Consider the following 25,255-nt stretch of genomic DNA (forward strand, 5'->3'; position numbering starts at 1 on the left):
GAGCGCTCTCATGTCCCTACAATCGCAAGATATTATTTGGCGTTCGGCCACCAACTCGCTAACACCCGCACCACACTCGCGCGATCATCAAGCCCAAGTGGCCAAACTGATTGACGTCAGCATCTGCATCGGCTGTAAAGCCTGCCAGGTGGCTTGTAGCGAATGGAACGATCTGCGCGACGAGGTCGGCCATAACGTTGGCGTATACGACAACCCGGCGGATTTGTCCGCGGAAACCTGGACGCTGATGCGCTTCGACGAAGTCGCAGGTGAAGATGACAAGCTCGAATGGCTGATCCGCAAAGACGGCTGCATGCACTGCGCCGAGCCGGGTTGCCTGACTGCCTGCCCGGAGCCGGGGGCGATTGTGCAGTACGCCAACGGCATCGTCGACTTCCAGTCCGAGTACTGCATCGGCTGTGGTTACTGCGTGGCGGGCTGCCCGTTTGATGTGCCGCGCATCAGTAAGAAGGACAACAAAGCCTATAAATGCACCCTGTGTGTCGATCGTGTCAGCGTGGGCCAAGAGCCGGCCTGCGTAAAAACCTGCCCCACTGGAGCCATCAGCTTCGGCAGCAAAGAAGACATGCTGCACCAAGCCGACGAACGTGTTGTCGAGTTGCAAGGACGCGGCTTCGCCGGCGCGGGTGTGTACGACCCACAAGGCGTTGGCGGCACCCACGTGATGTATGTGTTGCAGCATGCGGACAAACCTAACCTGTACCACAAGCTGCCGACCGACCCGCATATCAGCACAACCGTTTACGCGTGGAAAGGTTGGCTCAAGCCCGTGGCGGCGGTGGCATTTTTCGCCACCCTGGCCGGGACGATGTTCCACTATATCGGCGTAGGTCCACTGACCACCGACGATGCAGAGGCGGAACCCGTTGGCGATCATCAAGACGATCAGGAGGTACCGAAATGAGCAAGGACAAAGAAATTCTGCGCACCCATTTCGTCGACCGTGCTTGTCACTGGTTTATGGTGATTTGCTTCTTCCTGGTAGCCCTCTCGGGACTGTCGTGGTTTTTCCCCACCATGAGTTGGCTTAGTGGCGTGCTCGGCACGCCACAAATGGCCAGGATTCTCCACCCGATGCTCGGCGTCGTGATATTTCTGGCGCTGATGTTCCTGTTTATCCGCTTGGTCAAACACAACCTTCCCGTGCGTGAAGATCTAATCTGGGTGCGCAACATCATGAGTGTGCTCCAGGGTAAACACGTCAAAGGCCTGCAAGTCGGCAAATACAATGCCGGTCAAAAACTGCTGTTCTGGGGCATCATGGGTTTGATCTCAACGCTATTGATCAGCGGTATCGTGATCTGGCGCGCCTACTTTGCCGAGTACTTTCCCATTCCAGTCATCCGCATCGGCCTGCTAGTGCACTCCCTGGCCGGTATCTGCCTGATTCTCTTGGTCATTGGCCATGCCTATATGGGCTTCTGGGTTAAAGGCTCGATCAACGGCATGATCACCGGTTATGTCAGCCGCCTCTGGGCGAAGACACACCACGACCGTTGGTATCGGCAGATCAGCCCTAAACAGCCCAAGTCCTCGGGTGATAAATGAACAGCATTCAACTGACACCGCCGCAAGAGCGCTCCCCCGGCATAGCGGAAATCCCTCCCGTAATCCTGCCTAATCTGCAGCATCTCTATAGCCGGCGCGCGGCGCGTCTGCGCCAGTTGGCCGTGGCCCATGACATGGCTGACTACCTGCTGTTCGCTGCCAACCTAGTGGACGTGCAGCAGGCACTGCTCAGCATCGCGCCCCTGCCCGAGCAATTGAGCGCGGGCTTAGCCCAGCGCGTCGGCACCGGGCAGGCGCCACTGGCAGATCGCAGGCTATTGGCTGAGCCCTACTGGAAAGACCTGCTGCGGCGCATCAGCGACCGTCTTTATCCCAGCGCCAACCCAAGCACCCAAGCGGTTCTGGATCAGTTGCGCGACTTGGACGAGGCAACCCTTGAGACCCTTGCCCATGCGCTGATCAGTGGCGAATACGACCATAGCGGTGGTGGCCAAGCCGTGTTTATCTGGGCCGCGCTGTCGCTGTATTTCACTCAGCTGGCCGCCAAATTGCCCGCTGCAGGCAAGGCAGGCTTGGGTGAACAACGGCAACGCTGCCCGGTCTGCTCCGGCATCCCCGTGGCCAGCGTGATCATGACCGGCTCTCAAGCGGGCTTGCGTTACCTGCACTGCAGCCTGTGCGCCAGTCAGTGGCATATGGTCAGGGTCAAGTGCAGCAACTGTGAGCAAACCGGGCAAATCGACTATTGGTCACTCAACGAGCTGAAGACTGCGATAAAGGCCGAAAGCTGTGGTGACTGCCACACCTACCTCAAAGTCCTCTATCCGGAGCACGACCATGAGGCCGAAACTTTAGCCGATGACCTCGCTTCGCTGCCTCTGGATGCGCACATGCAGCAGGAAGGTTTTGCCCGCAGCGGACTCAATCCATTTTTGCTGCCGGGTTAACCTCAGCCAGCCGTAGTTCACTAACGCCTCAGTATCGCGCCAGCCACCTTGGCGCGAGACTGAGGCGTTAGCCTTCTTCTAAGTGCTGCCACAAACCTCACCTATTGCAGATGTTATGGCGCAGTTAAGCCCTGGCTTAATCCATTGTGTTATCTGCACTAAGCCCCCCACATATCAGTGACAACTTGAACCAATTCAAGGCACCGCGTACCAATTAAACGTGGAGCTAACGAAGGATCTTTCTATGTTTTATACAAAGCCCGTCGCGATTATTGGTTTAACTGCACTTATAAGCGGCCTGTATGGCTGCAGCAGTTCATCCACGCAACCGGCAGAAACTGCAGAGTTGAATGTCTGGAACGAACCGATGAATTGCGTCACCGGCGCCAACTACATCGACGGCAAACAAGTCGCCGGCACTCTCTGCGCCACACGGGACTTCGGCGCCTACAGTGGCAAAACCACTGAACCGCAGATCTACTTCAGCCCTAACAACGAGCAAGCCATCCAAAAATCCGCCAGCGATGCCGCCGATGGCACGTTGTCCCAGTGGAAAGGCAACCAGGTGCTGCTCAAATGTGATGAAACCTTGGGCGCCGACTACAAAACCGTGGTCAATCGCCTGTGCCGGGTCAGCATCAATAATCAACCGCTGGTCTCAGCCCATATCAACTATGTGCGTGGTAACGAGGATCTGGAGCCGTAGTTTGCTCGCCCCACCCTCCTATCTCTGTGCCTTAGCTAAGCCAGGCACACTACGCCAATCCGTCGATTAGCCAGCGCAGCGATGCGCCCACACGGCGCACGCTGAACAATTTGCCTGGCATCAGTGATCGGCCCACGTACAACTGGGCTGCCAGCTATGCGACAATCCGCGTTTTCCAGCGTAAATCCCGCATTTATCGCCCCGTGACTTGGCCCTTAGGCGTCTAAGTTGCTGGCAACTTATGGGTGCTGGCTGGTCTTCCAATGGCGACTGGGGAGAAATGGAAACGCTCTAAAAGGCCCTCAAACAGGTCTTGAGTGGCTCTACCCAGCGCTGTAACCCCCTAGGAATAAGCACTTTGATCTCCACCGCGAACATCACCATGCAGTTTGGCGCTAAGCCGCTGTTCGAGAACGTTTCCGTTAAATTCAATAACGGTAACCGCTACGGCTTAATCGGCGCCAACGGCTGCGGCAAGTCGACCTTTATGAAGATTCTCGGTGGTGACCTTGAGCCTTCCGCCGGCCAGGTGATGCTGGAGCCCAACGTGCGTCTGGGTAAGCTGCGCCAAGACCAGTTCGCCTACGAGAACTTCAGCGTGATCGACACCGTGATCATGGGCCACGAAGAGCTGTGGAAGGTCAAAGCTGAGCGCGACCGCATCTATTCGCTGCCAGAAATGAGTGAAGAAGAAGGCATGAAGGTCGGTGAACTTGAAGGTGAGTTCGCTGAAATGGACGGCTACACCGCCGAATCCCGTGCAGGCGAACTGCTCTTAGGTCTGGGGATTCCGTTGGAACAGCACTTCGGCCCGATGACTGAGGTGGCACCAGGCTGGAAACTGCGGGTACTGCTGGCTCAGGCCCTGTTCTCCGATCCAGAAGTGCTGCTGCTCGATGAGCCGACCAACCACCTGGATATCAACACCATTCGCTGGTTGGAAAACATCCTCACGGCGCGTAATAGCACCATGATCATCATCTCCCACGACCGCCACTTCCTTAACTCGGTCTGCACCCACATGGCCGACCTAGATTACGGCGAGCTGCGCCTGTTCCCGGGTAACTACGACGAGTACATGATTGCCGCCACCCAGTCGCGCGAGCAGCTGCTGTCGGATAACGCCAAGAAGAAAGCGCAGATTTCCGAACTGCAAAGCTTCGTTAGCCGCTTCTCGGCCAACGCCTCGAAAGCCAAGCAGGCCACTTCCCGCGCCAAACAAATCGACAAGATCCAACTGGCCGAAGTTAAGCCATCCAGCCGCGTCAGCCCGTTTATCCGCTTTGAACAAACCAAGAAGCTGCACCGTCAAGCCGTGACCATCGAGAAGTTGTCAAAGTCCTTCGACGACAAAGTGCTGTTTAAAAACTTCAGCTTCACCGTCGAAGCCGGCGAACGCGTCGCTATCATCGGCCCCAACGGCATCGGTAAAACCACCCTACTGCGCACCTTAGTTAATGAACTGCAACCCGACAGCGGCAGTGTTAAGTGGACCGAAAGTGCTGAGGTGGGCTACTACGCACAGGATCACGCCCACGACTTTGAAGACGACGTTAGCCTGTTCGACTGGATGGGCCAGTGGACCCAGGGTGAGCAAATGATTCGCGGCACCTTAGGCCGCATGTTGTTCTCCAACGATGAGATTCTTAAGTCGGTAAAAGTGATCTCCGGTGGTGAGCAAGGCCGCATGCTGTTCGGCAAGCTGATCCTGCAGAAGCCCAACGTGCTGATCATGGACGAGCCGACCAACCACTTGGACATGGAATCCATTGAGGCCCTTAACCTGGCCCTAGAAAACTACCCAGGCACGTTGGTGTTCGTCAGCCACGACCGTGAATTCGTCGGCTCGCTGGCCACCCGCATCATCGAGTTGTCGGATAACGGCGTCACTGACTTCAGCGGCACCTATGACGACTACCTGCGCAGCCAAGGCATTATTGTTTAACCCTCCTTAATTGCGCACAGCAAAAAGCCCGCCAAATGGCGGGCTTTTTGTATTGTGTGAAGCTTAGACCACTTGGCTGATTTGCTTCAGCGCGCCATCGATGGCAGCGGCGTGTGCTTCTGGGCCATAGGCCAAAGTTTCCGCACGCACGGTTTTAATGTCGGTGATACCGAGGAAGCCTAGTACAAAGCGCACGTAGTCTTCATGGGCGTAGCCCGATGGCTGGCCAGCGTGTTGACCACCAGCGGTGCTGGCGAGGATGACTTTCTTACCACCGGCAAGACCTTCTGGGCCTTTTTCGGTGTATTTGAAGGTCACACCGGCAACCGAAATGCGGTCGATCCAGGATTTCAGTTGGCTGGAGATGCTGAAGTTGTACATCGGCACGCCAATCACGATGGTATCAGCCGCGAGGAATTCGCTGATCAGGCTGCTGGACAGCGCCGCCTCTGCTTTCAGTACGTCGTTCTGTTGCTCAGCAGGAGTACCACCGGCGGCCAAGGTCAGGCCAGTCACGTGATTGGTCAATTGTGCTAGGTCACGGTAGGTCACTTTGGTGCCAGGATGTTTGGCAGTCCAGGCATCAACAATGGCGCGGCTGAGTTGGCGCGAAGCCGAAGCGTCGCCGAGAATGCTTGAGTCGATATGCAGTAAGGACATGGTGTTCTCCAGAGTAAACGGTGATTGGGTTATGGCGACAGATCATACCTATCGATTAGTGCGCAGATTAGTCCGAAAAAATGCGATAGTTCGTCCCACATATAGGACAATCCCATGCACGACCTTAATGACCTTCTCTACTTCGCCAAAGTCGTTGAACACGGTGGGTTTGCCGCTGCTGGGCGCGCCATGGGTATTCCCAAATCGCGCTTATCACGACGTATCGCAGATTTGGAGGAGCGTCTAAACGCCCGACTGTTGCAGCGTACGACACGTAAACTGGCACTTACGACTATCGGCGAGCGCTATCTGCGGCACTGCCAGTCCATGCTGCAGGAGGCCGAATTAGCTGAAGAGGCCGTCGCCAGCTTGACCAGTGAGCCCCGGGGGCGCTTACGCATCAGCTCGCCCAGCGCTCTCGTATTGAACGAGCAAATTGCCAGCTTTCTAGCAGCTTATCCCAAGGTCCAGCTTGAGCTCCTACAGACCAACCGCCGTGTCGATCTATTCAATGAGGGCATCGACGTAGCGCTACGTATCCGCAGCGCCAAGGATGAAGACCTAGGTCTGATCACCCGCCGTTTGCAACCTGAGCAAGCCTATGTAGTCGCTACACCGGCCCTGGCCAGCCAGGCCACAGTCATTACCCCCGATGACTTAGCGCTGCTGCCCGCCTTAGGCGCCATATCTAGCGATCGCATGATCCATCTGCAGTTCCAGCACGACAGCGGGCGCCTGCATCAGGCCGTGTTGGAGCCGCGCTTGGCCAGTGAGGACTTCAGCCTGCGTAAATACGCCGCATTGGCTGATCTCGGCTTCACCATGCTACCGGCGGCTTATTGCCAGGAAGAGTTGGAGGATGGCCGTTTAGTGCGCCTACTGCCCGACTGGCTGCTGCCAGCCGGCAATCTGCAGGCCGTGTACACCCACAGGCGCGGCATGCTGCCTGCGGTACGCGCGTGGATCGATCACCTAAGCGCGTGCTACAGCCGGCAACAACCCATTACCCGCCGCTAGCCACCCAAGTGGACGCTCAGCAGGCGACCGTCCAGCACCAAGCGGTCCAGCCAAAGTAATTGATGCAGTAGCACAATTAGCCAATAGACCCACTGGTAGGACAATTTACGCGTCTTGTGCCGCAGCCACTGTTGCGCGATTAGCGCTCCGGGCCAACCACCGATTAACTCGCTGGCATGCAGAATTTTCTCTGGGGTACGCCAGCCGCCTCGCTGCGCTTGGACCTTATCGCGCCAGTACAGGCCAACACTAATCAAACTGGCCAGCGGGTAAATCCACAGCCACAACAGCTGCCCCGTGTGTGCATACAGCTGCCATACCCCACAAGCCGGTAGCACACACAATAAAAACCCCAGCAGCAGCTTTAGGCGCAGATGCTGGATAGCCCCACTGGATGTATCTGAATTGGCCCGGCCCCGGCCTTGTTTGGGCTTAACCCGAATACTGGGATCATCCAATGCCAGCTCTGCAGCCAGGCGAATATGGCTGGCCCGGGGCCGGCCTTGCGCATCTTTGCCTGCCACATACAACACCGCATCGCCCTTTTGAGGCCGACGTTGGCCATGCATTACCGAGATATGGGCGAAGAGCTCGGCGCCGCCATCAGCAGGCTGGATAAAACCGAAGCCTTTATGATCATCCCAACTGCGCAAAATACCGCGCCGTTCCATACTCTCTCCTGACTCTTGCAAAGTTGTTCTACAGCTACGCTATAAGCCTGTACCGCGAAGTTGCAGAAGCACTATTTATCCCACCGCAGAAAAAAGGCGCAACTCTGTAGAGTGCGCCTTCTGTTCACTGACTGCGGGGCTTATGGCTGAGCCGTACTCCAATCAATCCACTGTAACTGCCAAGTGGCCAATATCAGCAGGCCAAACGCAATCCGATACCACGCGAATACCGCGTAACTGTGTTTGGCAATAAAGCGCAACAAGGCTTTAACTGCCAACATGGCGAAAATAAACGAAGTAATAAAACCGACCGCGAATACCGGCAGATCACTGGCCTGGAACAAGTCGCGGTACTTATAGCCAGAGTAAACCGCCGCACCGACCATGGTCGGCATCGCCAAGAAGAACGAAAACTCGGTGGCCGCCTTGCGTGACAAGCCAAATAACAGGCCGCCAATAATCGTCGCGCCGGAACGTGAAGTCCCGGGAATCATGGCCAGGCACTGAGCAAAGCCAACTTTGAGGGCATCCTTCCAAGTCATGTCATCGACACTGTCAGCCCGCACCTGATGCTGGCGGCGCTCCGCCCAGAGCATGATCAAGCCGCCCACCACTAAGGCTAGCGCTACGGTGATCGGGTTAAACAGGTATTCGTGAATCAAGTCGGAGAACACTACGCCCAAGACCAGCGCTGGAATAAAGGCAATCAGCAAGTTAGTCGTAAACTTCTGCGCTTGAGGTTCCTTGGGCAAGCCAACAACAATGCCGAGAATCTTCTGCCGGTACTCCCAAACCACCGCCAAGATGGCTGCAAGCTGGATGATGATATTAAAGGCCATCGACCTCTCGCCGCCGAAACCGAGCAAGTCGGCGACCACGATCTGATGCCCAGTGCTAGAAATAGGTAAGAACTCGGTTAAGCCCTCGACTACGCCTAATATAAAAGCCTGAGTTGCAACCCAAAGATCCATTCCACTCCCCATACGCGGTTTATCGCGCGCACTACACTAAATTGACTGGTCTGTGACAGCGACCTGCGCGGTGCATTCACCGGACCTTGGTGATAATTAAAAAATGTTACAAATCATTCATTTGTAATCTTAGAGTTGCCCAGCTAATGCCTAACAAACTATTAACGGCAGAAACAGGCTGATAACAGCCAGGCAATTTTCGCCGGCAAAACTTGTTCCACCAGACCTAAGGCGCGAGGCGTAACCATGCAGCATCAGGAGGTCGATCTGAGCCAGGAACAGAATCAGGACTTGGTCTGGGATCTACAAAGCATTACCCATGGCGACTTAGCCCAACGCTTTATCAAGCTGTTTGAAAACCGCCTGTGCGTCTACGCCGAATCGACACGCCAGCTCTACACCAACTATGACTTGCTGTTTCCCAGTGACACCACGCGCAAAATGGTGGTCCTGCCCAACCCCTATGCTTTTCACGACACCTTGCACGGCATTGAGCCACAGGCAGTGCGCCAAACAGGGCTGTGCATTCTACCCGGAGTGGTACTTAACCAACCGGGTTTATTACTCACTAGCATGATTAAAGAAGGTGCTCCCGCGCCAAAAACCATGCCGTTTAAGCCAGCGCTGGCACAAATTATTAACAATCAGAAGAAATCGGGCGATGCATTCTTGCCGATCATGGTTAAGGGCGACTTGCGCGAGTTCGATCGGCGCCTGCCCTATATCCATCTGCACCGCTTGCAAATCAGTCGTTTGCCCCGTCTATCGAGCTTTGAACGGGAAGACATTCAGAAAACCATCACGCGCAAACTGTTGCTGCTCTATCGCCAAGCCGACAGCCTCAATTGCTGAGGCGCCGACTGAGACCTGCACAAGGCCAGCCTTAGCCCTGTGCAGACGTGAACTCATGCTTACTGGTGGCTGACCCAAAACACCGCTGTGGCCACGACCAACAGGATTAATACGAAAATTGCTTTGGCATCGACACGGCTGTCTTGCTCGGCAAGCTCAATGGGATCATGCATGGCTATCACCTCGTGATTGTCGTTATCAGTGAGAACGCCCTAGCAGTTAAGTCCACTTACAGCGGTTACTCAAGCGCTGGCGGCATGATGGGCCGGCTTCTTATGCTTTTAAGTTCTCTACATATACTCAAACATCGCTTTTGCGCATAACCCTGAACTGGTATCTTCCACCGGCTCCGCCAGGAGTGCGCTGCCGTGCGCGCTGATTAGCAGTAGAAAGCCTGATAACAGGACACCCCATGTACGTCTACGACCAATACGATCAACACATCGTCGAGAGCCGCGTTAAGCAGTTTCGCGATCAAACCCGCCGTTATTTGGCTGGTGAATTAAGCGGTGAGGAATTCCGCCCGCTGCGCTTGCAAAATGGCCTGTATATCCAACGCTTCGCGCCGATGTTGCGCGTGGCCGTGCCGTACGGGCTGATGTCCTCTGCGCAAGTGCGCATGATGGCTAAGATTGCCCGTGACTACGACAAGGGCTATGCCCATATCAGCACCCGGCAGAACGTGCAGTTCAACTGGCCTGACCTGGAAGATGTACCAGACATCCTCGCACTGCTGGCCACCGTGCAGATGCACGCAATCCAGACCAGCGGTAACTGCATCCGCAACACCACCACCGACCAGTTCGCTGGCGTGGCAAAGGACGAGCTGATCGACCCGCGCCCATGGTGTGAAATCATCCGTCAGTGGTCGACCTTCCACCCTGAGTTCGCCCACCTGCCGCGTAAGTTCAAAATTGCTGTCAACGGCGCGGTAAGCGACCGTGCCGCGATTGAAGTGCACGACGTGGGCCTCGAAACGGTGCGCAACGAAGCCGGCGAGCTGGGCTTTCGCGTATCCGTCGGTGGCGGTCTGGGCCGTACGCCGATCGTCGGCAGCTTTATCAATGAGTTCCTGCCTTGGCAGCACCTGCTGAGCTATCTCGACGCCATCCTGCGGGTGTACAACCGCTATGGCCGCCGCGATAACAAGTACAAAGCACGGATCAAGATCCTGGTTAAGGCCCTGACCCCGGAAGTGTTTGCCGAGCGCGTCAATGCCGAGTGGTCGTTCCTCAAAGATGGCCCGACCACCCTGACCGAAGCTGAAGTGCAGCGTGTGGCGCAATACTTCGTCGACCCAGCCTATAAAGAGCTGCAAGACCAAGAATCCGCCCTCGCCGCGCTGGACGCTGAGCACCCAGGCTTTGCCCGCTGGCGTCAACGCAACACCGTGGCGCACAAGAAGCCTGGTTATGTGGCCGTGACCCTGTCGCTCAAGCCTACCGGCGTAGCGCCTGGCGACATCACCGACAAGCAGCTGGATGCCGTTGCCGATCTGGCCGACCGCTACAGCTTTGGTGAAGTGCGTAACAGCCATAACCAAAACATCATTCTGGCGGATGTCGAGCAAGCCCAGTTGTTCACCCTCTGGGGCGAGCTGCGCGAGCAAGGCTTTGCCACGCCGAACGTGGGCCTGCTGACGGACATTATCTGCTGCCCAGGCGGCGACTACTGCTCGCTGGCCAACGCCAAGTCGATCCCGATTGCCGAAGCCATCCAGCGTCGTTTCGATGACCTGGACTACCTGTTCGATATCGGCGCCATCGACCTCAATATCTCTGGCTGCATGAACGCCTGTGGTCACCACCACGTTGGCCACATCGGCATTCTCGGCGTGGATAAAAAAGGCCAAGAGTTCTACCAAGTGTCCTTGGGGGGCAGCGCCGGTCGCGACGCCAGCCTGGCACAGATCCTCGGCCCATCCTTTGCTGAAGCTGACATGGCCGACGTGATCGACAAGATCATCAAGGTCTACGTTGAGCGCCGTACTGAAGAAGAAAGCTTCCTCGACACCTTCCGCCGCATTGGTGTTGATCCGTTCAAGGAGCGCGTATATGCAGCGAATCATTAAGAACGGCCAGCTGGTTGATGAAACCTGGCACCTGCTGCCCAAGGACGCAACCCTGGATAACATCTCCAACAGCGACGACCTGATCGTGCCGTTGGCCCTTTGGGTTGAGCACAGCAGCGCCCTGAAAGCCCGCGATGGCGGCCTGGGCGTATGGCTGGACGCCGGTGAAGAAATCGAAGAGATCGCCGATCAACTGGATAACTTCCAAGTGATCGCCCTGAACTTCCCCGCCTTCACCGATGGCCGCCACTGCTCCACCGCGTACCTGCTGCGCAACCGTTACAACTACCAAGGTGAAGTGCGCGCCATTGGTGACGTACTGCGTGATCAGCTGTTCTCGTATCTGCGCGTGGGCTTCGATGCTTTCGCCCTGCGTGAAGATAAAGACCCGGTGGATGCCCTTAAGGCGTTCACCGAGTTCGACGAGGTCTATCAAGCCTCGACCGATCAGCCCATCCCGCTGTTCCGCCGCCGCGGCTAAGGCTTCAGCTGCAAACAAAACGCCCGATCAGTAGATCGGGCGTTTTGCTTTGCGCCGCCTCATTCAGCCCTTGCGCTACCAACTCTCACTCAAGCCCAGCAACTCCATAATCTGCCGGCGCATTTGCACCAGATAAGGATCATCACGATGCCTTGGATAAGGGCGCTCGATCAACATCTGGGCCTTGATCGTCGCCGGTCGCTGACTGAAGACAATCACCCGATTGGCTAACAGCAGTGCCTCCTCGACATCATGGGTCACCAACAGCGCGGTATAACCTTGGCGCTGCCAAAGCTCGATTAGCTCCTGCTGCATGCTGATACGCGTGAGCGAGTCCAACTTGCCTAAGGGTTCATCCAGTATCAGCAAGCGCGGTTCATTGACCAGCGCGCGCGCCAAGGCTACACGCTGGGCCATACCACCGGATAACTGTCGTGGATAGGCTTGGGCAAAGGCACTAAGGCCTACCTTAGCCAACGCTGCATCAACCTTGCTACGCTGGTTTTTAAGCAAGCCCTGGGCTTCAAGACCTAGGGCGACGTTGTCCCATACCCGGCGCCAGGGATATAGGGTGGGATCTTGGAATACCACCACCCGGCTTGGATCTGGACTGCGAATAGGGACTTGATCAGCCAATATGCTGCCGCTGTGCGCAGGCTCCAGCCCAGCCACCAAGCGCAGCAGCGTCGACTTACCGCAACCAGAGGGCCCCAGTAAGGCGACGAACTCACCCGGCGCGACCGACAAACTCACCTGCTCAAGTACAGGCAGATACTCGCCATTAAGCGTGAAACCATGACTGAGGCTATCGATGTCCAGCGCCAGGCCTTGGTTAACGTCTGGCTGATCGTGCTGCACCGGCGTTACCATTTCATCGCCCCTTGCTGCCACGCCAATAAGCGATCGCGCAGCATAAACAAGGCCGAGATCAGCCCGGAGCACGCCAGCGCCATTAGCAATAGCGCCGCGTACATATTGGCGTAAGCGGCCCAGCCTTGGGCCCATTGCAGATACCAGCCAATACCGGCTTTAACGCCCATCATTTCCGCCACCACCAAGGTCGAGAATGATGCGCCAAGGCCCATAAACAGACCGACAAACACATGGGGCAGCGCCGCCGGGATCGCCACCTGGACAATCAAGAATCGCGGTTTGGCGCCCATGGTGCGGGCTACGTCGTAATAGGCCTGATCCACACTGGCGACACCCGACCAGGTCAGCACTGTCACGGGAAACCAAGTGGCCAGGGCAATGAGGAAGACACTGGCGCTCCAGCTGGTGGGAAAGATGAAGAAGCACAGCGGCAGCAATGCGGTGGACGGTACCGGGCCGAGAATCCGCAGCAAAGGATGTAGCCAGTAACCAATACTGCTTGACCAGCCCAAGGCCACGCCGGCGATAAAGCCCGTGACGGCGCCTAGCACCACCCCGCTAGCCAAGAGCAGAGCCGAATGCCATAAGCTTTGCGCCAGCCTCGGCCAATCGCCTACATAGACTGCCAACAGTGCCTGCGGCGGGGCAAAAAACGGCAATGGCAGCAGCGCAAGCTTAGCGGTGAGTAATTCCCACAGAGCTAGCAACAGCGGCAGAGCAATCAGCCAAGGAGTCGCCCGCCGCAGGGGCTTGGCTACCCGCGCGAAGCGATACCCAGCAATACTCAATAAAGTAATAGCCAAGGCCACGGCCAAACACAGATTGGCCAGTCCTTGTGTCATCGGCCATTGCCGAGTGGCGTTGGGCCAATAAATAATCAGCAGCGCCACTGCAACCCATGCCAGCACAGCCAGCGCTGTTTGCCGCCAGCGCCAGTTAATCCGCGGTGCTAGCGCATGGCCGCGGACGGCTAGTTCAACTGAAGACATCGGCGGTTATCTCCCTAGCAAATGCTTGCGCATCGGTGCTTGGGCTAATCACTTCGACGCCTTGCAGATCCGTAACGTAGGTGCTGATCTCTGTTGTCAGCGCCGCGCCAACGGCGTGATGGGCGTGGGTGTGATCGTGAAGAATCGCCACCACCTCTTCGACGCTGGTGTTCAGCGCATAAGCCTGGAAGCCTTCAGCCACAGCCTCAGGGTGCTGCGCGGCATAATCGTGCGCCTCCAAAATAGCCTGGGTCAGGGCCGCCACCACGCGCTTGTCTTCACGCACCAACTGGCCAGTGACCCCGACCACACAGCAACTTAAATTGGCGTACTCCTCGACCAAGTTGGTGGCGAGCTCCTGCGCCTTACCGCCGGCGATCAGGCGATACATGAAGGGGTCACTGCCGCTGACTGCTTGCACTTCGCCACGCTCCAGCGCAGTACCTAGCAAGTCGGCTGGATAAAGCCGCCAATCCACGTCACGCACCGGATCAACGCCATGTTTTTTAAGCAAGATGGAAAAGAAGTTGCGATCCGGACTGGCCATATCGGTAACGCCGATAGTCTTACCTTTGAGGTCTTCCAGACGCTGAATCGAACCGTTGGCAGCGCTGAGCAACCGCAGGCAACCGCCATGGGTGCCGGCGGTAAGTTTGACGTCAAACCCCTGCTCCAGCGCCTTGAGCCAACGCAAGGCCATCCCTACCCCAGCATCAGCCTTACCGGTGGCAATGGCCTCCAAGAGCACCTCAGTGGAGTTGCCGAAGTTAACCAGTTCCACATCCAAGTTGTGTTGCTTAAAAAAGCCTTGGCCGTGAGCGATCACTACAGGGGCGAGACATACCGCATTGAGGTTGACCGCCAGCTTTAGTGCGCGTGGCTGCGGCAACTTAATGAACTCACCAGTATCGGCAGGTTCATTGGCCACTTGCGGGCTATGGCCACTGTGGGCGCTATGCTCGTCGGCGCCGGCAAAGCGCGGCAACGCCGCCAGCAGCGGGCTGGCGATAACCACACCGGCAAGAGTCAACAGGCGCCGGCGGGTAAAACGGTCAAACTCACTCATGCCACTTCCCTATGCATAACGATGTTCAATCAGGCCTTAGCGGCGCTGGCAAGTTACCTGACCAGCTTGCGCAGTGGACTGATAGTTCCAAACAGAGCTTATATTGAGCATTCACAGTTATGAAAGAATCATATAATTCTATGGTTATGACGGGTTTTCCCTGCAGCGTCTCGACCCTGATCCGGTATGCCCATGCCCTTGGCTTAATTCCCAGTTATTGCGCCGCTGCGGGAATTTAAACTGAGGACAACCCTGGCTATTCGCTCGGCTATGTTCCTTGGCTGCTGAAGATTTATTGCCCAGCGGCAAGCTGGGCTCCTTAAATCCGTTAAACCTCAGTAATAAACTGAAACATTTGCCTTTCTGGAGCGTCAACAGTTACCCAGCCCAGAGCACTCGTTATGACTCCGCCTCGCCCCGCCGATCGCCTGCCCTATCTGACCCAATTACGTAACTTGAAAATGGCCCGCAGTGCCCACGCCTATGTGCGCGGCAGTACGGTGCAGTTTTATGACTGGCTGCACAGCCAGCCCGGGCGACGCCTGCCGCAAGGGCCGGCGATCTGGATTTGTGGCGATTGCCATGCCGGTAATCTTGGCCCCACGGCCAACAGCAAGGGCAAGACAGACGTCTATATCCGCGACCTGGACCAAACCGTAATCGGCAACCCGGTGCACGACCTGGTGCGCTTGGCCCTGTCGCTGGCCACCGCATCACGGGGTTCGGATTTGCCTGGGGTGACCACCGCACGGGTACTGGAAGAAATGATCCGCGGCTACGAGAGCGCCTTTGAGGACCGCCCCGACGAGCCGCCAACGCGTCCACCGCAGGTTAAATCGAGCATGCGCAGTGCGGTTAAACGCACCTGGAAGCACCTCGCCCACGAACGTATTGAGAACGCCAAACCGACCATTCCACTGGGCAAAAAGTTTTGGCCGCTGTCGCGCAAGGAAAGCAGCGCGATTAAAACCCTATGCGCCTCAGATGATGTACATAAGCTGGTCACTTCACTGAAGGGCCGACCCACTGATGCGCGGGTTGAACTGCTCGATAGCGCTTACTGGGTGAAGGGCTGTAGCTCCTTGGGGCTGCTCCGCTACGCCGTGCTGTTAGGCGTGGGCGATGAGGATGATCAAGAGTACTGCCTGATCGATATCAAGCAGGCCGTGGGCGCCGCCGCGCCGCGCTTTAACCGGGCGAAAATGCCCCGTGATAACGGCAAACGCATTCTTGAAGGTGCGCGCAATCTGTCACCAGCCTTGGGCGAACGGATGCTCAGCACGCGTTTTCTCGACAACGGTTTCTTTGTCCGCGAGCTGTTGCCGCAGGATATGAAGTTGGAGCTTGATCAACTTAGTCAAAACGATGCCGTGCAAGCTGCCGGCTATCTGGCCCGAGTAGTAGGTGTGGCCCACGCCCGGCAGATGGACCGCGCCACCCGCTTAAGCTGGCTGGCGGACTTGCAGGTCAATCGCGCCAAAGACCTCGACGCGCCGTCGTGGCTGTGGACCAGTGTGGTGCAGTTAGTCGGCAAGCATGAGGAAGGCTATCTTAACCACTGTCGGCGCTATGCCTTACAGCAGTAGGCTCGATGGCCCGTGGCGTAGGCCGGCAAGAATGGCCTACGCCACGCGATGCAAACTATAGCGACTGGCATGGGCTCAAGCGCACAGTCCGGACCTAAGTGCGACGCTCCTCGCTGACAGACCACCGCAGCGAATACGCGCACTGGTCCGGGCTAGTGCCGGTTTAACCATCTACTGCTGATAAATATCCGGCCGATGCAGTTGCCAGATAAAGTCTGGTTGATTCACGGCAGTGAACCCCAGCTTCTCGTACAACCACCCTGCTGTGCTGGTGGCCAGCAGAATACGTCGCAACTGCTGCACATCAGGCTCGGCCAACAGTGCCGCACATAGCCAACGACCAAGCCCTTGGCCCTGATGGGCAGATGCAATGATCACATCACACAGATAGCCAAACGTCGCGTAATCGGTTACCAGCCGGGCGAAACCGACCTGACGCTGCTCATGATAAAGGCCCACGCACAGGCTGTGATCGATACTGCGCTGCACTCGCTCACGGCTGATGCCAGCAGCCCATCTCGACTCACTGAGCAGTGCATGGATAACATCCAAATCCAGGCTGGTTTTATCCAGGCTTAAGCGATAACCCGCCTTGGCAAACTTCTCATCCCTATTACTCATCTGCGCATCCTGCGTAATGATTGAACCCCCTAAATAAATCAGGCCCGCGCAAACGGGCCTGATTCTGTAGTGCTAGCTTAGCGAATGAGCGGCAATAAGTCAGAGGATATAGTCCGTGCTGATAAACACCGACTCGCGGTTAAGGATGATGTCGTTAAGCAGCGCCTTGCTTTGCGGCGTGCTGCGACTGGCGACCAGAGTGCGGATGGAGAACACCCGCAGGGCGTCATCCACCGACAGCGTGCCTTCAGCCGAGTTTTTACGCCCGTTAAACGGATAACTGTCCGGGCCACGCTGGCACTGGGCGTTGATATTGATGCGGCCCACTTGGTTAACAAAGGCATCGACCAAACGCCCCACCTCGGCTGAATCGTTGCCGAAGATGCTTAGCTGCTGACCGTAGTCAGACTGCTGCACGTAGTCGATGACTTCCTTGACGTCTTTAAACGGCACCACCGGCACCAGCGGACCGAACTGCTCCTCGTGATACAGGCGCATATCGGTGGACACGGGGCTGAGCAGCGCCGGGTAGAAGAAGCTCTGGCGATGCTCGCCGCCGCCTTCGTTTATGATTTTTGCACCTTTGTTCAAGGCATCATCGAGCAACTGCGTGAGGTAAGCGACCTTGCCGGATTCAGGCAAAGGTGTGAGCGCCACACCCTCTTCCCATGGCATGCCGGGCTTGAGCGCCGCCAGTTTGGCACTGAACTTGGTCAGGAACGGCTCCAGTACATCCTCATGCACAAACAGGATTTTCAGCGCGGTGCAGCGCTGCCCGTTAAAGGACAACGCGCCAGTAACCGCCTCTTCCACGGCGTTATCCAGATCAACCTTGGGCAACACGATGCCGGGGTTTTTCGCATCCAAGCCCAGCGCCGCACGCAGGCGATGGGGCCGTGGGTGCAGACGCTTAAGATCACTGGCGCCTTTGTGCGTGCCGATAAAGGCAAACACGTCGATCTTGCCGGTGGCCATCAGCGCGCTGACAGTGTCACGACCACGGCCGTAAATCACGTTGATCACCCCTGGCGGGAAGCTGGAGCGGAAGGCTTCCAGCAGCGGGCGAATCAGCAGCACGCCGAACTTAGCTGGTTTGAACACCACGGTATTGCCCATGATCAACGCCGGAATCAGGGTGGTGAAGGTTTCATTCAGCGGATAGTTGTAGGGGCCCATGCACAGCGCGACGCCTAACGGCACCCGGCGAATCTGGCCGATGGTGCCCTGGACCATCTCAAAGCGGCTGGATTGGCGATCCAATTGCTTCAACGACTCGATGGTGTCGACGATGTAGTCGCAGGTGCGGTCGAATTCTTTCTCGGCGTCTTTAAGGTTTTTGCCGATCTCCCACATCAGCAAGCGCACTACGGCCTCGCGCTGTTCACGCATACGCGCGAGGAAGGTTTCGACGTGGCCGATCCGCTCACTCACCCGCAGGTTGGGCCACACCCCCTGCCCATGGTCGTAGGCCTGTACCGCGGCATCCAACGCCGCTAAGGCCGCGTCGGCATCCATCAGCGGCGTGCTGCCTAAAATCACTTGTTGCTCGCCCTGCTCGCTGCTCAGGTAAACCGGGCTGTAAACAGTCGCCAGCGGGCCTTGCCAGGTTTTCATCTGACCATTGAGGAGGTACTCGCGCTGCTCCTGCGGCTCGCCCAAACGGTAGCGCTCAGGGATGTCTTCTGCACGGGGAAATAAGGTATCCAGTTGCTTGGCAATGCTCATGATTACACCTGCTTCAAAGCTGACTCGGATGACGGGCCGCTTAGTTAAATAACTCCAGCGCCTCAGCGGTGGCTTGCTCGATGCGTGCCCATTGGCCCTGATGAATCCACTCGCGGTTAAGCATCCAACTGCCGCCGACACACATCACATTGGCTTGAGCCATGTATTGCTTGAGGTTGGCCGGACCGACGCCGCCGGTTGGGCAAAAGCGCACACTGTTAAATGGACCACTCAAAGCCTTGAGCGCTGCCACGCCACCGGCAACTTCAGCGGGGAATAACTTAAAGCGACGATAGCCTAGGGCATGACCCAGCATCACTTCTGAAGCGCTGCTGACACCGGGTAACAAAGGCAGCGGGCTGTAGACGCCAGCACGCAATAGCTCAGAAGTGGAGCCGGGGCTGACAATAAACTGCGCGCCAACAGCTTCGGCCTCGGCCAGCATGCGCTCATCCAGCACCGTGCCGGCACCGACACACAACTCCGGGCGTTGCTCGCGCAGGATACGAATGGCTTCTAAGCCAAACTCGGAGCGCAGGGTCACCTCCAAAGTGTCCAGGCCGCCTGCCGCCAGAGCGTCGGCCATGGGCAAGACATCCTCCAGGCGCTCAATAGTAATCACCGGCAGAATTCGGGCGCGCTCACATATCGCGTCGATCAGTGCCACCTTGTGTTCCATGCTCGGTACAGCGTCGTGCAGTTTTTGTGTTTGTTTTGCAAGACTCATTGCGGGCTCCTCAGCGCTCAAGGGCACCAATAAATGTTTAGTGGAGAGTTAAAAAAGGCTCGGATGGGCATCAGGGGTACATCACCAGCAGCCACGGCTTCACGCAAAGTGCTGAGCTTGGAGCTGCCTTGCAACAACAGGAAGGTGCTGCGTGCCTTGCCCAGCACCGCCAGGGTCAGGCTCAGCCGTTGATGTGGCACAGTCGGCGCACGCAGGGCCAGACAACGCCGCTGTGCGTCTGGCAGCAATGCTTCAGCGAGATTTGGGCTGGCGGGGAATAACGAAGCCGTGTGGCCGTCCTCCCCCATCCCCAGGACCAAGGCGTCGATCGGCTGTGGCAGTTGCGCCAAAGCTTGATCAGCCGCGAGCGCGCATTCATCGACAGTGGCTGCCGAGTGATACAGGCCAATAAAACGCGCCTTGGCCGCCGGACCCTGGAGCAGATGACGACGCACCAAACCCTCATTGCTATCGGCATGGCCGACCGGCACCCAGCGCTCATCGGCCAGGCTGACCACCACCTGCGCCCAGTTCAATTCGTGCTGCGCCAGTTGCTTGAAGAAGTTCAGCGGCGTACGCCCGCCCGACACCACTAAGCTTGCCGTGCCCCGCTCAGCGATGGCCTGCTGTAACACCTCAGCCACACTTGCGGCTAACTGCTTGGCGAGCTTCTGCTCATTTGCCAATTCAATTAGTTGCAGTGCCTGCGGCAGCTGCAAACTAGAAATCGCCATACCAATCCCTACCATCGCGTGAAATTAACCCCACCGCCGCCTGCGGCCCCCAACTCCCAGCCGGATACGGCTTGGGCGCACTGCCCTGGCGCTGCCAGCCGGCTATTAACTGATCACACCACTGCCAGGCGAAATCAATTTCATCCTCACGGACAAACAGGTTCTGATTGCCCTTCATCACCTCTAACAGCAAACGCTCGTAAGCATCTGGGATGCGCCGGCTGCGATAGGTGTCGTTAAAACTTAATTGCAGCGGACAGCTGCGCAGCTGCATGCCCTTATCCAGACCCTGCTCTTTGGTCATGACCTGCAGCGAAATGCCTTCATCGGGCTGCAAGCGAATGACCAAGCGATTGCTGATGAGCGGCCGCTGCTCTGGGGCGAAGATATAGTGCGGCGGGTCTTTAAACTGCACGACGATCTGCGACACCTTTTGCGGCATACGTTTGCCCGTACGCAGATAAAACGGCACACCGGCCCAGCGCCAGTTACGCACTTCAGCGCGTAGCGCGACGAAGGTTTCGGTATCGCTGTTGGCGTTGCTGTTGTCTTCTTGCAGATAGCCCGGCACCGCTTTGCCATTGATACTGCCGGCCACGTATTGGCCACGCACCACTTGCTGGCTGATGTTTTCCGCGCTGATCGGGGCCAAGGCTTGCAGAACCTTGACCTTCTCATTGCGGATGCTATTGGCCGAGAGGTCCGACGGTGGGTCCATGGCGATCAAGCACAACAGCTGCAACAGATGGTTTTGGATCATGTCGCGCAGTTGCCCGGCCTGATCGAAATAGCCCCAACGGCCTTCGATACCCACCTGCTCCGCCACGGTAATCTCTACGTGGGAGATATGATTCTGGTTCCACTGCGACTCAAACAGGCTGTTGGCGAAGCGCAGGGCAATCAGGTTTTGTACGGTTTCTTTGCCGAGATAGTGATCGATGCGGTAGATCCGCTCTTCGGGGAAGTAACGCGCGACCTCTTGGTTCACCCGGCGCGCCGATTCGCGATCATGGCCAATGGGTTTTTCCAGTACCACCCGGGTACGCTCAGCCAGACCGGCGCTGGCCAAGCCGGCGCAAATGGCCCCGTAAACCCGAGCGGCGGTGGCGAAATAAGCAATGATCGGGGCCTTAGCATCGAGCAGCTCGGCGAGCGCCGCGTAGGCCGCGCTGTCTTGGAAGTCGATGTTTAACCAACCAATACGCGCCAGGAAGCTGTTGAGCTGCGCAGCATCCAGCTCATCTTCCGGCACATGCCGCCGCAAGGCTTGTTCAATGACCGCCAGCGGCTGCTCGCCTGCCACCTCGCGGCCTAGGGCTAAGATTTTACTGTCACTGGCGAACAAGCCCGCGGCATGCAGGTGATACAAAGCGGGAAACAACTTACGCAGAGCCAGATCACCAAAGGCGCCAAATAAGGCCAAGGTGCACGGCTCAATATTTTCTTGGATCATTTGTGGTCTTCCATAACATTGCGCCGTAGATTTACACCCTTCACTGGGCTTGTTCAAGAGCTATGTAGTAATAAAACAACATTTAACCACTGCTTAGAATTTCCTGCCGGCGCCACAATGCCGGTAGTCGGGGCACCGAAGTGCCTTGTAGGATAGGCGCCTGATTGCCGTCCTCTCTGGGAGCCCAAATGGACCGTCTGAATAACCTGCTGGAAGAGATTCAGAATCGTCTGAGCGAACTGAATAAAGCTGAACGCAAAGTGGCGGAAGTCATCTTGCAAGCGCCCCAGCAGGCCACGCGTTTTAGCATTGCCGCACTGGCTCAGGCCGCGAAGGTCAGCGAGCCCACGGTCAACCGCTTCTGTCGCTCCTTCGGCGTCAATGGCTACCCCGAACTGAAGATGCAGCTGGCGCAGAGCCTGGCCAGCGGCGCAGCTTATGTCAGCCGCGCAGTAGCCGCGGATGACGGACCTGAGGCCTACACCCAGAAGATTTTCGGCAGCACCATCAACTCCCTCGACAGCGCCCTTAAGCAGCTCGACCCGCAGCTGATTAGCCGCGCCGTCGATTTGCTCATTCAAGCACGGCAGATTCACTTCTTTGGCCTCGGCGCCTCGGCCTCGGTGGCCCAGGACGCGCAACATAAGTTCTTCCGCTTTAACCTCGCCGTCAGCGCCCACAGCGATGTGATGATGCAGCGCATGCTGGCTTCGGTGGCCCATACCGGCGACTTGTTTGTGATCATTTCCTATACCGGCCGCACCCGTGAATTGGTGGAAATTGCCCGCCTGGCCCGTCACAACGGTGCCTCAGTGCTGGGCCTGACCGCCGCCAATTCGGCCCTAGCGCAAACCAGCACCTTAAGCCTGAATATCCCGCTGCCCGAGGACACCGACATTTATATGCCGATGACCTCACGCATCGTCCAACTGACCGTCCTCGATGTGCTGGCCACCGGCGTGACCCTGCGCCGTGGCGCGGACTTTCAGCCGCACCTGCGGCGCATCAAGGAGAGTCTCAACGTCAGTCGCTACCCTCTTGATGATGAACCTAACTAAGGCCAGCGCCGCTTAGAACGACGACTGGATCTTCAACCCGGCGACCAAGGCGTTATCCACCTGATCGACCCCGCCTGGGCTCTTGATGTATTGCAGGTTAGGACGCACCGTCAGCCAGTTGGTGACGTGCACTCCGTAGTACAGCTCGGCGTTGTACTCACTGCGCTGCACCGGCACAAAGCCCGGGTTGTCGTAGTCATCGATGCCACTTTGGCTGTTGAACTGCTCGGCGCGGCGCTTCACATCATCGTTAACGTGGATACGCGCCACGGCAAAGCCGATATCGTCTTTCGGCCGCGCATCAAAGGCACCTTTGTAGACCATGCCGGCTTGCTGGTAGTTATCGATCACGTTGGTGGCCTGATCGTGCACGGTAAAGTTGGCGAACAGGCTAAGCCCGCGGCTGCTATCGCCATCATGGGCGGTGACTTGCTGCAAGCCGCCGAGCCACCAGCCATGTTTGCTGGAGCGCGATTTAGCCGGCTCACCAGTCAAGCCCTGAGGCTGGCCATTGACATCGTCGTACACGTCATCGGCCTTGGCACTGCTGTAGTAATAGCCGACCCGGTATTCACCCGGCAGGCCCTGCCACTTCGGCGACCAGACCAGCTCCACGGGGATAATCGCGCCCTTAGTGCCACTGCCGCTGAGCTTAAAGCCGTTGCCGGTTTCCAGGTTGGAAGGGTTTTGCTCAAACGCGCCGACCTGCACAAACAGTTCGGGCGTCAGGTTGTACTTAACCCGCATGGCCCACTGGCTAACAGGCCAGTTGTACCAAATACCACCCGCCCAGTTGCCCACTTGCGAGCCGCAGAAGGCCAAGTTCTGGAAGTCGCAGGCGAAGCTGTTGAAGTCCTCACCTTCGCCAAAGCGACCGACTTTAATATCCAGCGCGCCATCGAAATACTTTTGCTTGAACCACATTTGCGTGAGCCGCCAGGTTTGCCCACGGCCCCAGACTTCTTGCACAGAGCTCAACTGGCCGGCGCGCGGATCACTGATGCGGTCATTGGACAGGTTGCGCCCGCTACGCTCGCTGATGGTCAGCTTAAATTCGGCGTCGTGCCAGCCAAGAATCTTCTGTAAGTCCAGGTGAGCGCCTAAACCAAATTGGTCGGTGTAACGCGCCGTGTTGCTGTGGTCATAACCACCTTGCAGATTGGACGCCACCTCACCGACGTAATCCACACTGAAGTCATAACCCTTGTCTAATAACTCGGTGCGCGTGCCGCCCCAATCTCCGCTCATCCACTTTGATTCACTGGAGAAAGCCTCGGCCCCGATGGCCATACTGCTGGCAAGCAACGTCAGCAAGGCTAGCGTGCCTTGCGTGGTGCGCTGACGACGGTCCATATCTCTACACCCTCTATTGTTGTTGTGGTAAAGGTCTATGCAAGAAACAGCGGTAAAACACTTAACAGGCGCGGCTTTGTTTCACCGCACTGGGGTTACTGACCGCATTGGCCAGATACACCCGCTCGCCGCTGCTGGCGTTAAACAGCAGCAGACGACTCGGATCGAATTGCACACTGAGGCTGGCGCCCACCGCCGGGGCCTGATCGGGCGCCACGCGTACGCACACTTGGCGCTGATTGAGCGTGATCAGCACCAAGGTGTCCGGGCCTGTCGGCTCGGTGACCGCGACGCTGGCGCGCAAGGATTGCAGCGCCGGCTCGCTGGCCAGTTGAATCTGCTCCGGGCGCACCCCCAGCAGCAGTGGCTGCTGACACTCGGTACTCCACTGGCCCAGCGGCAGCTCACAGCTGCCGAGGTCCGACTCCAGCACAGCCCAAGCCTGGCCATCGTGCTGACGCAGGGTCAGCGGAATAAAGTTCATCGGCGGCGAGCCAATAAAGCTGGCGACAAACTGGTTGGCGGGGTCGTTATAAATCTGCTGCGGAGTGCCGAACTGCTGGATGATGCCGTCCTTCATCACCGCCACTTTATCGCCCAGGGTCATGGCTTCGATCTGATCATGGGTGACGTACACCGTGGTGGTCTTCAGACGCTGGTGCATCAGTTTGATTTCGGTGCGCATCTCCACCCGCAGCTTGGCGTCGAGGTTGGATAAAGGCTCATCGAACAAATAGATTTTCGGGCGCCGTGCCAAGGCCCGGCCCATGGCCACCCGTTGCTGTTGACCACCGGAGAGTTGCCCGGGTTTGCGCTTGAGCAAATGCTCGATTTGCAGCAGCTTGGCCACCCGCTCCACCTCCGCATCAATCTGCTGCTGCGGCAGTTTGCGGATCTTCAGGCCAAAGGCGATGTTGTCGCGCACGCTCATAGTCGGGTACAGCGCATAGGACTGAAACACCATGGCGATATCACGCTGCTTGGGGCTCTGCTCGGTGATGTCGACACCATCGAGCAAAATCGCCCCGCCGCTGATGGTTTCAAGCCCCGCGATGCAATTCATCAAGGTCGATTTGCCGCAGCCCGACGGCCCGACCAAAATCAGAAACTCACCGGACTCAATCGCCAGTTCGATGTTCTTCAGGGTGTCAGGCAGCCCCGGTGCGTAGCTCTTATTGACCTGTTGCAGGCGTAAAGTCGCCATTGTCACTCTCCACTG

The 25,255-nt window shown here is 57.3% G+C and carries 24 protein-coding genes; 11 read left to right on the forward strand and 13 right to left on the reverse strand.

Features of this window, described 5'->3' with window-relative positions:
* Nucleotides 1–10: 10 nt before the first annotated feature.
* The 5 genes from fdxH to NTD81_RS08715 all read left to right on the forward strand — a co-directional run bounded on the left by fdxH (nucleotide 11) and on the right by NTD81_RS08715 (nucleotide 5,128).
* On the forward strand, nucleotides 11–925 hold the full coding sequence (gene fdxH, locus NTD81_RS08695) for a formate dehydrogenase subunit beta (protein WP_262181691.1): 915 nt from the start codon (nucleotides 11–13) through the stop codon (nucleotides 923–925).
* Nucleotides 922–1,569 (forward strand): formate dehydrogenase subunit gamma, encoded by a 648-nt coding sequence (locus tag NTD81_RS08700; protein ID WP_262181693.1) that lies wholly within the window; start codon nucleotides 922–924, stop codon nucleotides 1,567–1,569. The genes fdxH and NTD81_RS08700 overlap by 4 nt, the downstream gene beginning before the upstream one ends.
* Nucleotides 1,566–2,477 (forward strand): formate dehydrogenase accessory protein FdhE, encoded by a 912-nt coding sequence (fdhE, locus tag NTD81_RS08705; protein WP_262181695.1) that lies wholly within the window; start codon nucleotides 1,566–1,568, stop codon nucleotides 2,475–2,477. Before NTD81_RS08700 ends, fdhE begins: the two co-directional genes overlap by 4 nt.
* 244 nt (nucleotides 2,478–2,721) lie before the next feature.
* Nucleotides 2,722–3,183 (forward strand): hypothetical protein, encoded by a 462-nt coding sequence (locus NTD81_RS08710; RefSeq protein ID WP_262181698.1) that lies wholly within the window; start codon nucleotides 2,722–2,724, stop codon nucleotides 3,181–3,183.
* Nucleotides 3,184–3,541: 358 nt separating this feature from the next.
* On the forward strand, nucleotides 3,542–5,128 hold the full coding sequence (locus tag NTD81_RS08715; RefSeq protein ID WP_262181700.1) for an ABC-F family ATPase: 1,587 nt from the start codon (nucleotides 3,542–3,544) through the stop codon (nucleotides 5,126–5,128).
* A 63-nt stretch (nucleotides 5,129–5,191) separates the two neighbouring features.
* Here the strand turns inward: NTD81_RS08715 and NTD81_RS08720 are convergent, their stop codons facing one another.
* On the reverse strand, nucleotides 5,192–5,788 hold the full coding sequence (locus NTD81_RS08720; RefSeq protein WP_262181703.1) for an FMN-dependent NADH-azoreductase: 597 nt from the start codon (nucleotides 5,786–5,788) through the stop codon (nucleotides 5,192–5,194).
* Between the two features lie 114 nt (nucleotides 5,789–5,902).
* Between NTD81_RS08720 and NTD81_RS08725 the strand changes: the two genes are divergently transcribed.
* Nucleotides 5,903–6,805: a LysR substrate-binding domain-containing protein gene (locus NTD81_RS08725; RefSeq protein ID WP_262181706.1), complete on the forward strand. Its 903-nt coding sequence runs from the start codon at nucleotides 5,903–5,905 to the stop codon at nucleotides 6,803–6,805.
* On the opposite strand, the gene NTD81_RS08730 is transcribed toward NTD81_RS08725, so the two are convergent.
* Nucleotides 6,802–7,476 (reverse strand): DUF1294 domain-containing protein, encoded by a 675-nt coding sequence (locus NTD81_RS08730; RefSeq protein ID WP_262181709.1) that lies wholly within the window; start codon nucleotides 7,474–7,476, stop codon nucleotides 6,802–6,804. The two genes, NTD81_RS08725 and NTD81_RS08730, sit on opposite strands and share 4 nt — an antisense overlap.
* A gap of 140 nt (nucleotides 7,477–7,616) precedes the next feature.
* A complete protein-coding gene (locus NTD81_RS08735; RefSeq protein ID WP_262181711.1) occupies nucleotides 7,617–8,447 on the reverse strand; it encodes an undecaprenyl-diphosphate phosphatase in 831 nt (276 codons plus the stop codon).
* Nucleotides 8,448–8,693: 246 nt separating this feature from the next.
* Here NTD81_RS08735 and NTD81_RS08740 point away from each other — a divergent pair, with 246 nt between their 5' ends.
* The 3 genes from NTD81_RS08740 to NTD81_RS08750 all read left to right on the forward strand — a co-directional run bounded on the left by NTD81_RS08740 (nucleotide 8,694) and on the right by NTD81_RS08750 (nucleotide 11,851).
* Complete coding sequence (locus tag NTD81_RS08740) at nucleotides 8,694–9,299, forward strand: hypothetical protein (protein WP_262181713.1); 606 nt, start codon at nucleotides 8,694–8,696, stop codon at nucleotides 9,297–9,299.
* Between the two features lie 412 nt (nucleotides 9,300–9,711).
* The gene (locus NTD81_RS08745) at nucleotides 9,712–11,370 is read left to right on the forward strand and encodes a nitrite/sulfite reductase (protein WP_262181716.1); all 1,659 of its coding nucleotides are present in this window, start codon (nucleotides 9,712–9,714) and stop codon (nucleotides 11,368–11,370) included.
* Complete coding sequence (locus NTD81_RS08750) at nucleotides 11,354–11,851, forward strand: DUF934 domain-containing protein (RefSeq protein WP_262181719.1); 498 nt, start codon at nucleotides 11,354–11,356, stop codon at nucleotides 11,849–11,851. Before NTD81_RS08745 ends, NTD81_RS08750 begins: the two co-directional genes overlap by 17 nt.
* A 75-nt stretch (nucleotides 11,852–11,926) precedes the next feature.
* On the opposite strand, the gene NTD81_RS08755 is transcribed toward NTD81_RS08750, so the two are convergent.
* From NTD81_RS08755 to NTD81_RS08765, 3 genes are read right to left on the reverse strand one after another with little or no spacing between them, the layout of a single operon-like run.
* Nucleotides 11,927–12,721 carry an ABC transporter ATP-binding protein gene (locus tag NTD81_RS08755; RefSeq protein ID WP_262181721.1) on the reverse strand — a complete coding sequence of 265 codons (795 nt, stop codon included), beginning with the start codon at nucleotides 12,719–12,721 and terminating at the stop codon, nucleotides 11,927–11,929.
* Entirely contained in the window at nucleotides 12,715–13,713 is a 999-nt protein-coding gene (locus NTD81_RS08760; RefSeq protein ID WP_262181724.1) for an ABC transporter permease, read from the reverse strand. The genes NTD81_RS08755 and NTD81_RS08760 overlap by 7 nt, the downstream gene beginning before the upstream one ends.
* A complete protein-coding gene (locus NTD81_RS08765; RefSeq protein ID WP_262181726.1) occupies nucleotides 13,700–14,779 on the reverse strand; it encodes an ABC transporter substrate-binding protein in 1,080 nt (359 codons plus the stop codon). The genes NTD81_RS08760 and NTD81_RS08765 overlap by 14 nt, the downstream gene beginning before the upstream one ends.
* Nucleotides 14,780–15,180: 401 nt before the next feature.
* Between NTD81_RS08765 and NTD81_RS08770 the strand changes: the two genes are divergently transcribed.
* Complete coding sequence (locus tag NTD81_RS08770; protein ID WP_262181729.1) at nucleotides 15,181–16,365, forward strand: DUF2252 domain-containing protein; 1,185 nt, start codon at nucleotides 15,181–15,183, stop codon at nucleotides 16,363–16,365.
* Nucleotides 16,366–16,536: 171 nt separating this feature from the next.
* On the opposite strand, the gene NTD81_RS08775 is transcribed toward NTD81_RS08770, so the two are convergent.
* From NTD81_RS08775 to zwf, 5 genes are all read right to left on the reverse strand, one after another.
* Entirely contained in the window at nucleotides 16,537–16,986 is a 450-nt protein-coding gene (locus NTD81_RS08775; protein ID WP_262181730.1) for a GNAT family N-acetyltransferase, read from the reverse strand.
* Between the two features lie 99 nt (nucleotides 16,987–17,085).
* On the reverse strand, nucleotides 17,086–18,711 hold the full coding sequence (locus tag NTD81_RS08780) for an NADP-dependent glyceraldehyde-3-phosphate dehydrogenase (protein WP_262181731.1): 1,626 nt from the start codon (nucleotides 18,709–18,711) through the stop codon (nucleotides 17,086–17,088).
* A gap of 40 nt (nucleotides 18,712–18,751) precedes the next feature.
* Nucleotides 18,752–19,438, reverse strand: coding sequence for a bifunctional 4-hydroxy-2-oxoglutarate aldolase/2-dehydro-3-deoxy-phosphogluconate aldolase (locus NTD81_RS08785; protein WP_315974684.1), 687 nt, complete (start codon nucleotides 19,436–19,438; stop codon nucleotides 18,752–18,754).
* 17 nt (nucleotides 19,439–19,455) lie between these two features.
* Nucleotides 19,456–20,172: a 6-phosphogluconolactonase gene (gene pgl, locus NTD81_RS08790; protein WP_262181733.1), complete on the reverse strand. Its 717-nt coding sequence runs from the start codon at nucleotides 20,170–20,172 to the stop codon at nucleotides 19,456–19,458.
* Nucleotides 20,159–21,625, reverse strand: a complete 1,467-nt coding sequence (gene zwf, locus NTD81_RS08795) for a glucose-6-phosphate dehydrogenase (protein WP_262181735.1) — start codon at nucleotides 21,623–21,625, stop codon at nucleotides 20,159–20,161. Before zwf ends, pgl begins: the two co-directional genes overlap by 14 nt.
* A gap of 197 nt (nucleotides 21,626–21,822) precedes the next feature.
* Between zwf and NTD81_RS08800 the strand changes: the two genes are divergently transcribed.
* Complete coding sequence (locus NTD81_RS08800) at nucleotides 21,823–22,683, forward strand: MurR/RpiR family transcriptional regulator (RefSeq protein WP_262182078.1); 861 nt, start codon at nucleotides 21,823–21,825, stop codon at nucleotides 22,681–22,683.
* Nucleotides 22,684–22,695: 12 nt separating this feature from the next.
* Here the strand turns inward: NTD81_RS08800 and NTD81_RS08805 are convergent, their stop codons facing one another.
* Nucleotides 22,696–23,973 carry a carbohydrate porin gene (locus tag NTD81_RS08805; RefSeq protein WP_262182079.1) on the reverse strand — a complete coding sequence of 426 codons (1,278 nt, stop codon included), beginning with the start codon at nucleotides 23,971–23,973 and terminating at the stop codon, nucleotides 22,696–22,698.
* A 124-nt stretch (nucleotides 23,974–24,097) separates the two neighbouring features.
* A complete protein-coding gene (locus tag NTD81_RS08810; protein WP_262181736.1) occupies nucleotides 24,098–25,240 on the reverse strand; it encodes an ABC transporter ATP-binding protein in 1,143 nt (380 codons plus the stop codon).
* Between the last annotated feature and the right edge of the window lie 15 nt (nucleotides 25,241–25,255).

The sequence above is a fragment of the Pseudomonas sp. 5P_3.1_Bac2 genome (assembly GCF_025465995.1).
Taxonomy (GTDB): Bacteria; Pseudomonadota; Gammaproteobacteria; order Pseudomonadales; family Pseudomonadaceae; genus Aquipseudomonas.

Excerpts from the sequence above, each read along its gene's own strand:
- fdxH (WP_262181691.1), top strand. The coding sequence starts at position 11 with ATGTCCCTACAATCGCAAGATATTATTTGGCGTTCGGCCACCAACTCG.
- NTD81_RS08700 (WP_262181693.1), top strand. The coding sequence starts at position 922 with ATGAGCAAGGACAAAGAAATTCTGCGCACCCATTTCGTCGACCGTGCT.
- fdhE (WP_262181695.1), top strand. The coding sequence starts at position 1,566 with ATGAACAGCATTCAACTGACACCGCCGCAAGAGCGCTCCCCCGGCATA.
- NTD81_RS08710 (WP_262181698.1), top strand. The coding sequence starts at position 2,722 with ATGTTTTATACAAAGCCCGTCGCGATTATTGGTTTAACTGCACTTATA.
- NTD81_RS08720 (WP_262181703.1), bottom strand. The coding sequence starts at position 5,788 with ATGTCCTTACTGCATATCGACTCAAGCATTCTCGGCGACGCTTCGGCT.
- NTD81_RS08725 (WP_262181706.1), top strand. The coding sequence starts at position 5,903 with ATGCACGACCTTAATGACCTTCTCTACTTCGCCAAAGTCGTTGAACAC.
- NTD81_RS08730 (WP_262181709.1), bottom strand. The coding sequence starts at position 7,476 with ATGGAACGGCGCGGTATTTTGCGCAGTTGGGATGATCATAAAGGCTTC.
- NTD81_RS08735 (WP_262181711.1), bottom strand. The coding sequence starts at position 8,447 with ATGGATCTTTGGGTTGCAACTCAGGCTTTTATATTAGGCGTAGTCGAG.
- NTD81_RS08740 (WP_262181713.1), top strand. The coding sequence starts at position 8,694 with ATGCAGCATCAGGAGGTCGATCTGAGCCAGGAACAGAATCAGGACTTG.
- NTD81_RS08745 (WP_262181716.1), top strand. The coding sequence starts at position 9,712 with ATGTACGTCTACGACCAATACGATCAACACATCGTCGAGAGCCGCGTT.
- NTD81_RS08750 (WP_262181719.1), top strand. The coding sequence starts at position 11,354 with ATGCAGCGAATCATTAAGAACGGCCAGCTGGTTGATGAAACCTGGCAC.
- NTD81_RS08755 (WP_262181721.1), bottom strand. The coding sequence starts at position 12,721 with ATGGTAACGCCGGTGCAGCACGATCAGCCAGACGTTAACCAAGGCCTG.
- NTD81_RS08760 (WP_262181724.1), bottom strand. The coding sequence starts at position 13,713 with ATGTCTTCAGTTGAACTAGCCGTCCGCGGCCATGCGCTAGCACCGCGG.
- NTD81_RS08765 (WP_262181726.1), bottom strand. The coding sequence starts at position 14,779 with ATGAGTGAGTTTGACCGTTTTACCCGCCGGCGCCTGTTGACTCTTGCC.
- NTD81_RS08770 (WP_262181729.1), top strand. The coding sequence starts at position 15,181 with ATGACTCCGCCTCGCCCCGCCGATCGCCTGCCCTATCTGACCCAATTA.
- NTD81_RS08775 (WP_262181730.1), bottom strand. The coding sequence starts at position 16,986 with ATGAGTAATAGGGATGAGAAGTTTGCCAAGGCGGGTTATCGCTTAAGC.
- NTD81_RS08780 (WP_262181731.1), bottom strand. The coding sequence starts at position 18,711 with ATGAGCATTGCCAAGCAACTGGATACCTTATTTCCCCGTGCAGAAGAC.
- NTD81_RS08785 (WP_315974684.1), bottom strand. The coding sequence starts at position 19,438 with ATGAGTCTTGCAAAACAAACACAAAAACTGCACGACGCTGTACCGAGC.
- pgl (WP_262181733.1), bottom strand. The coding sequence starts at position 20,172 with ATGGCGATTTCTAGTTTGCAGCTGCCGCAGGCACTGCAACTAATTGAA.
- zwf (WP_262181735.1), bottom strand. The coding sequence starts at position 21,625 with ATGATCCAAGAAAATATTGAGCCGTGCACCTTGGCCTTATTTGGCGCC.
- NTD81_RS08805 (WP_262182079.1), bottom strand. The coding sequence starts at position 23,973 with ATGGCCATCGGGGCCGAGGCTTTCTCCAGTGAATCAAAGTGGATGAGC.
- NTD81_RS08810 (WP_262181736.1), bottom strand. The coding sequence starts at position 25,240 with ATGGCGACTTTACGCCTGCAACAGGTCAATAAGAGCTACGCACCGGGG.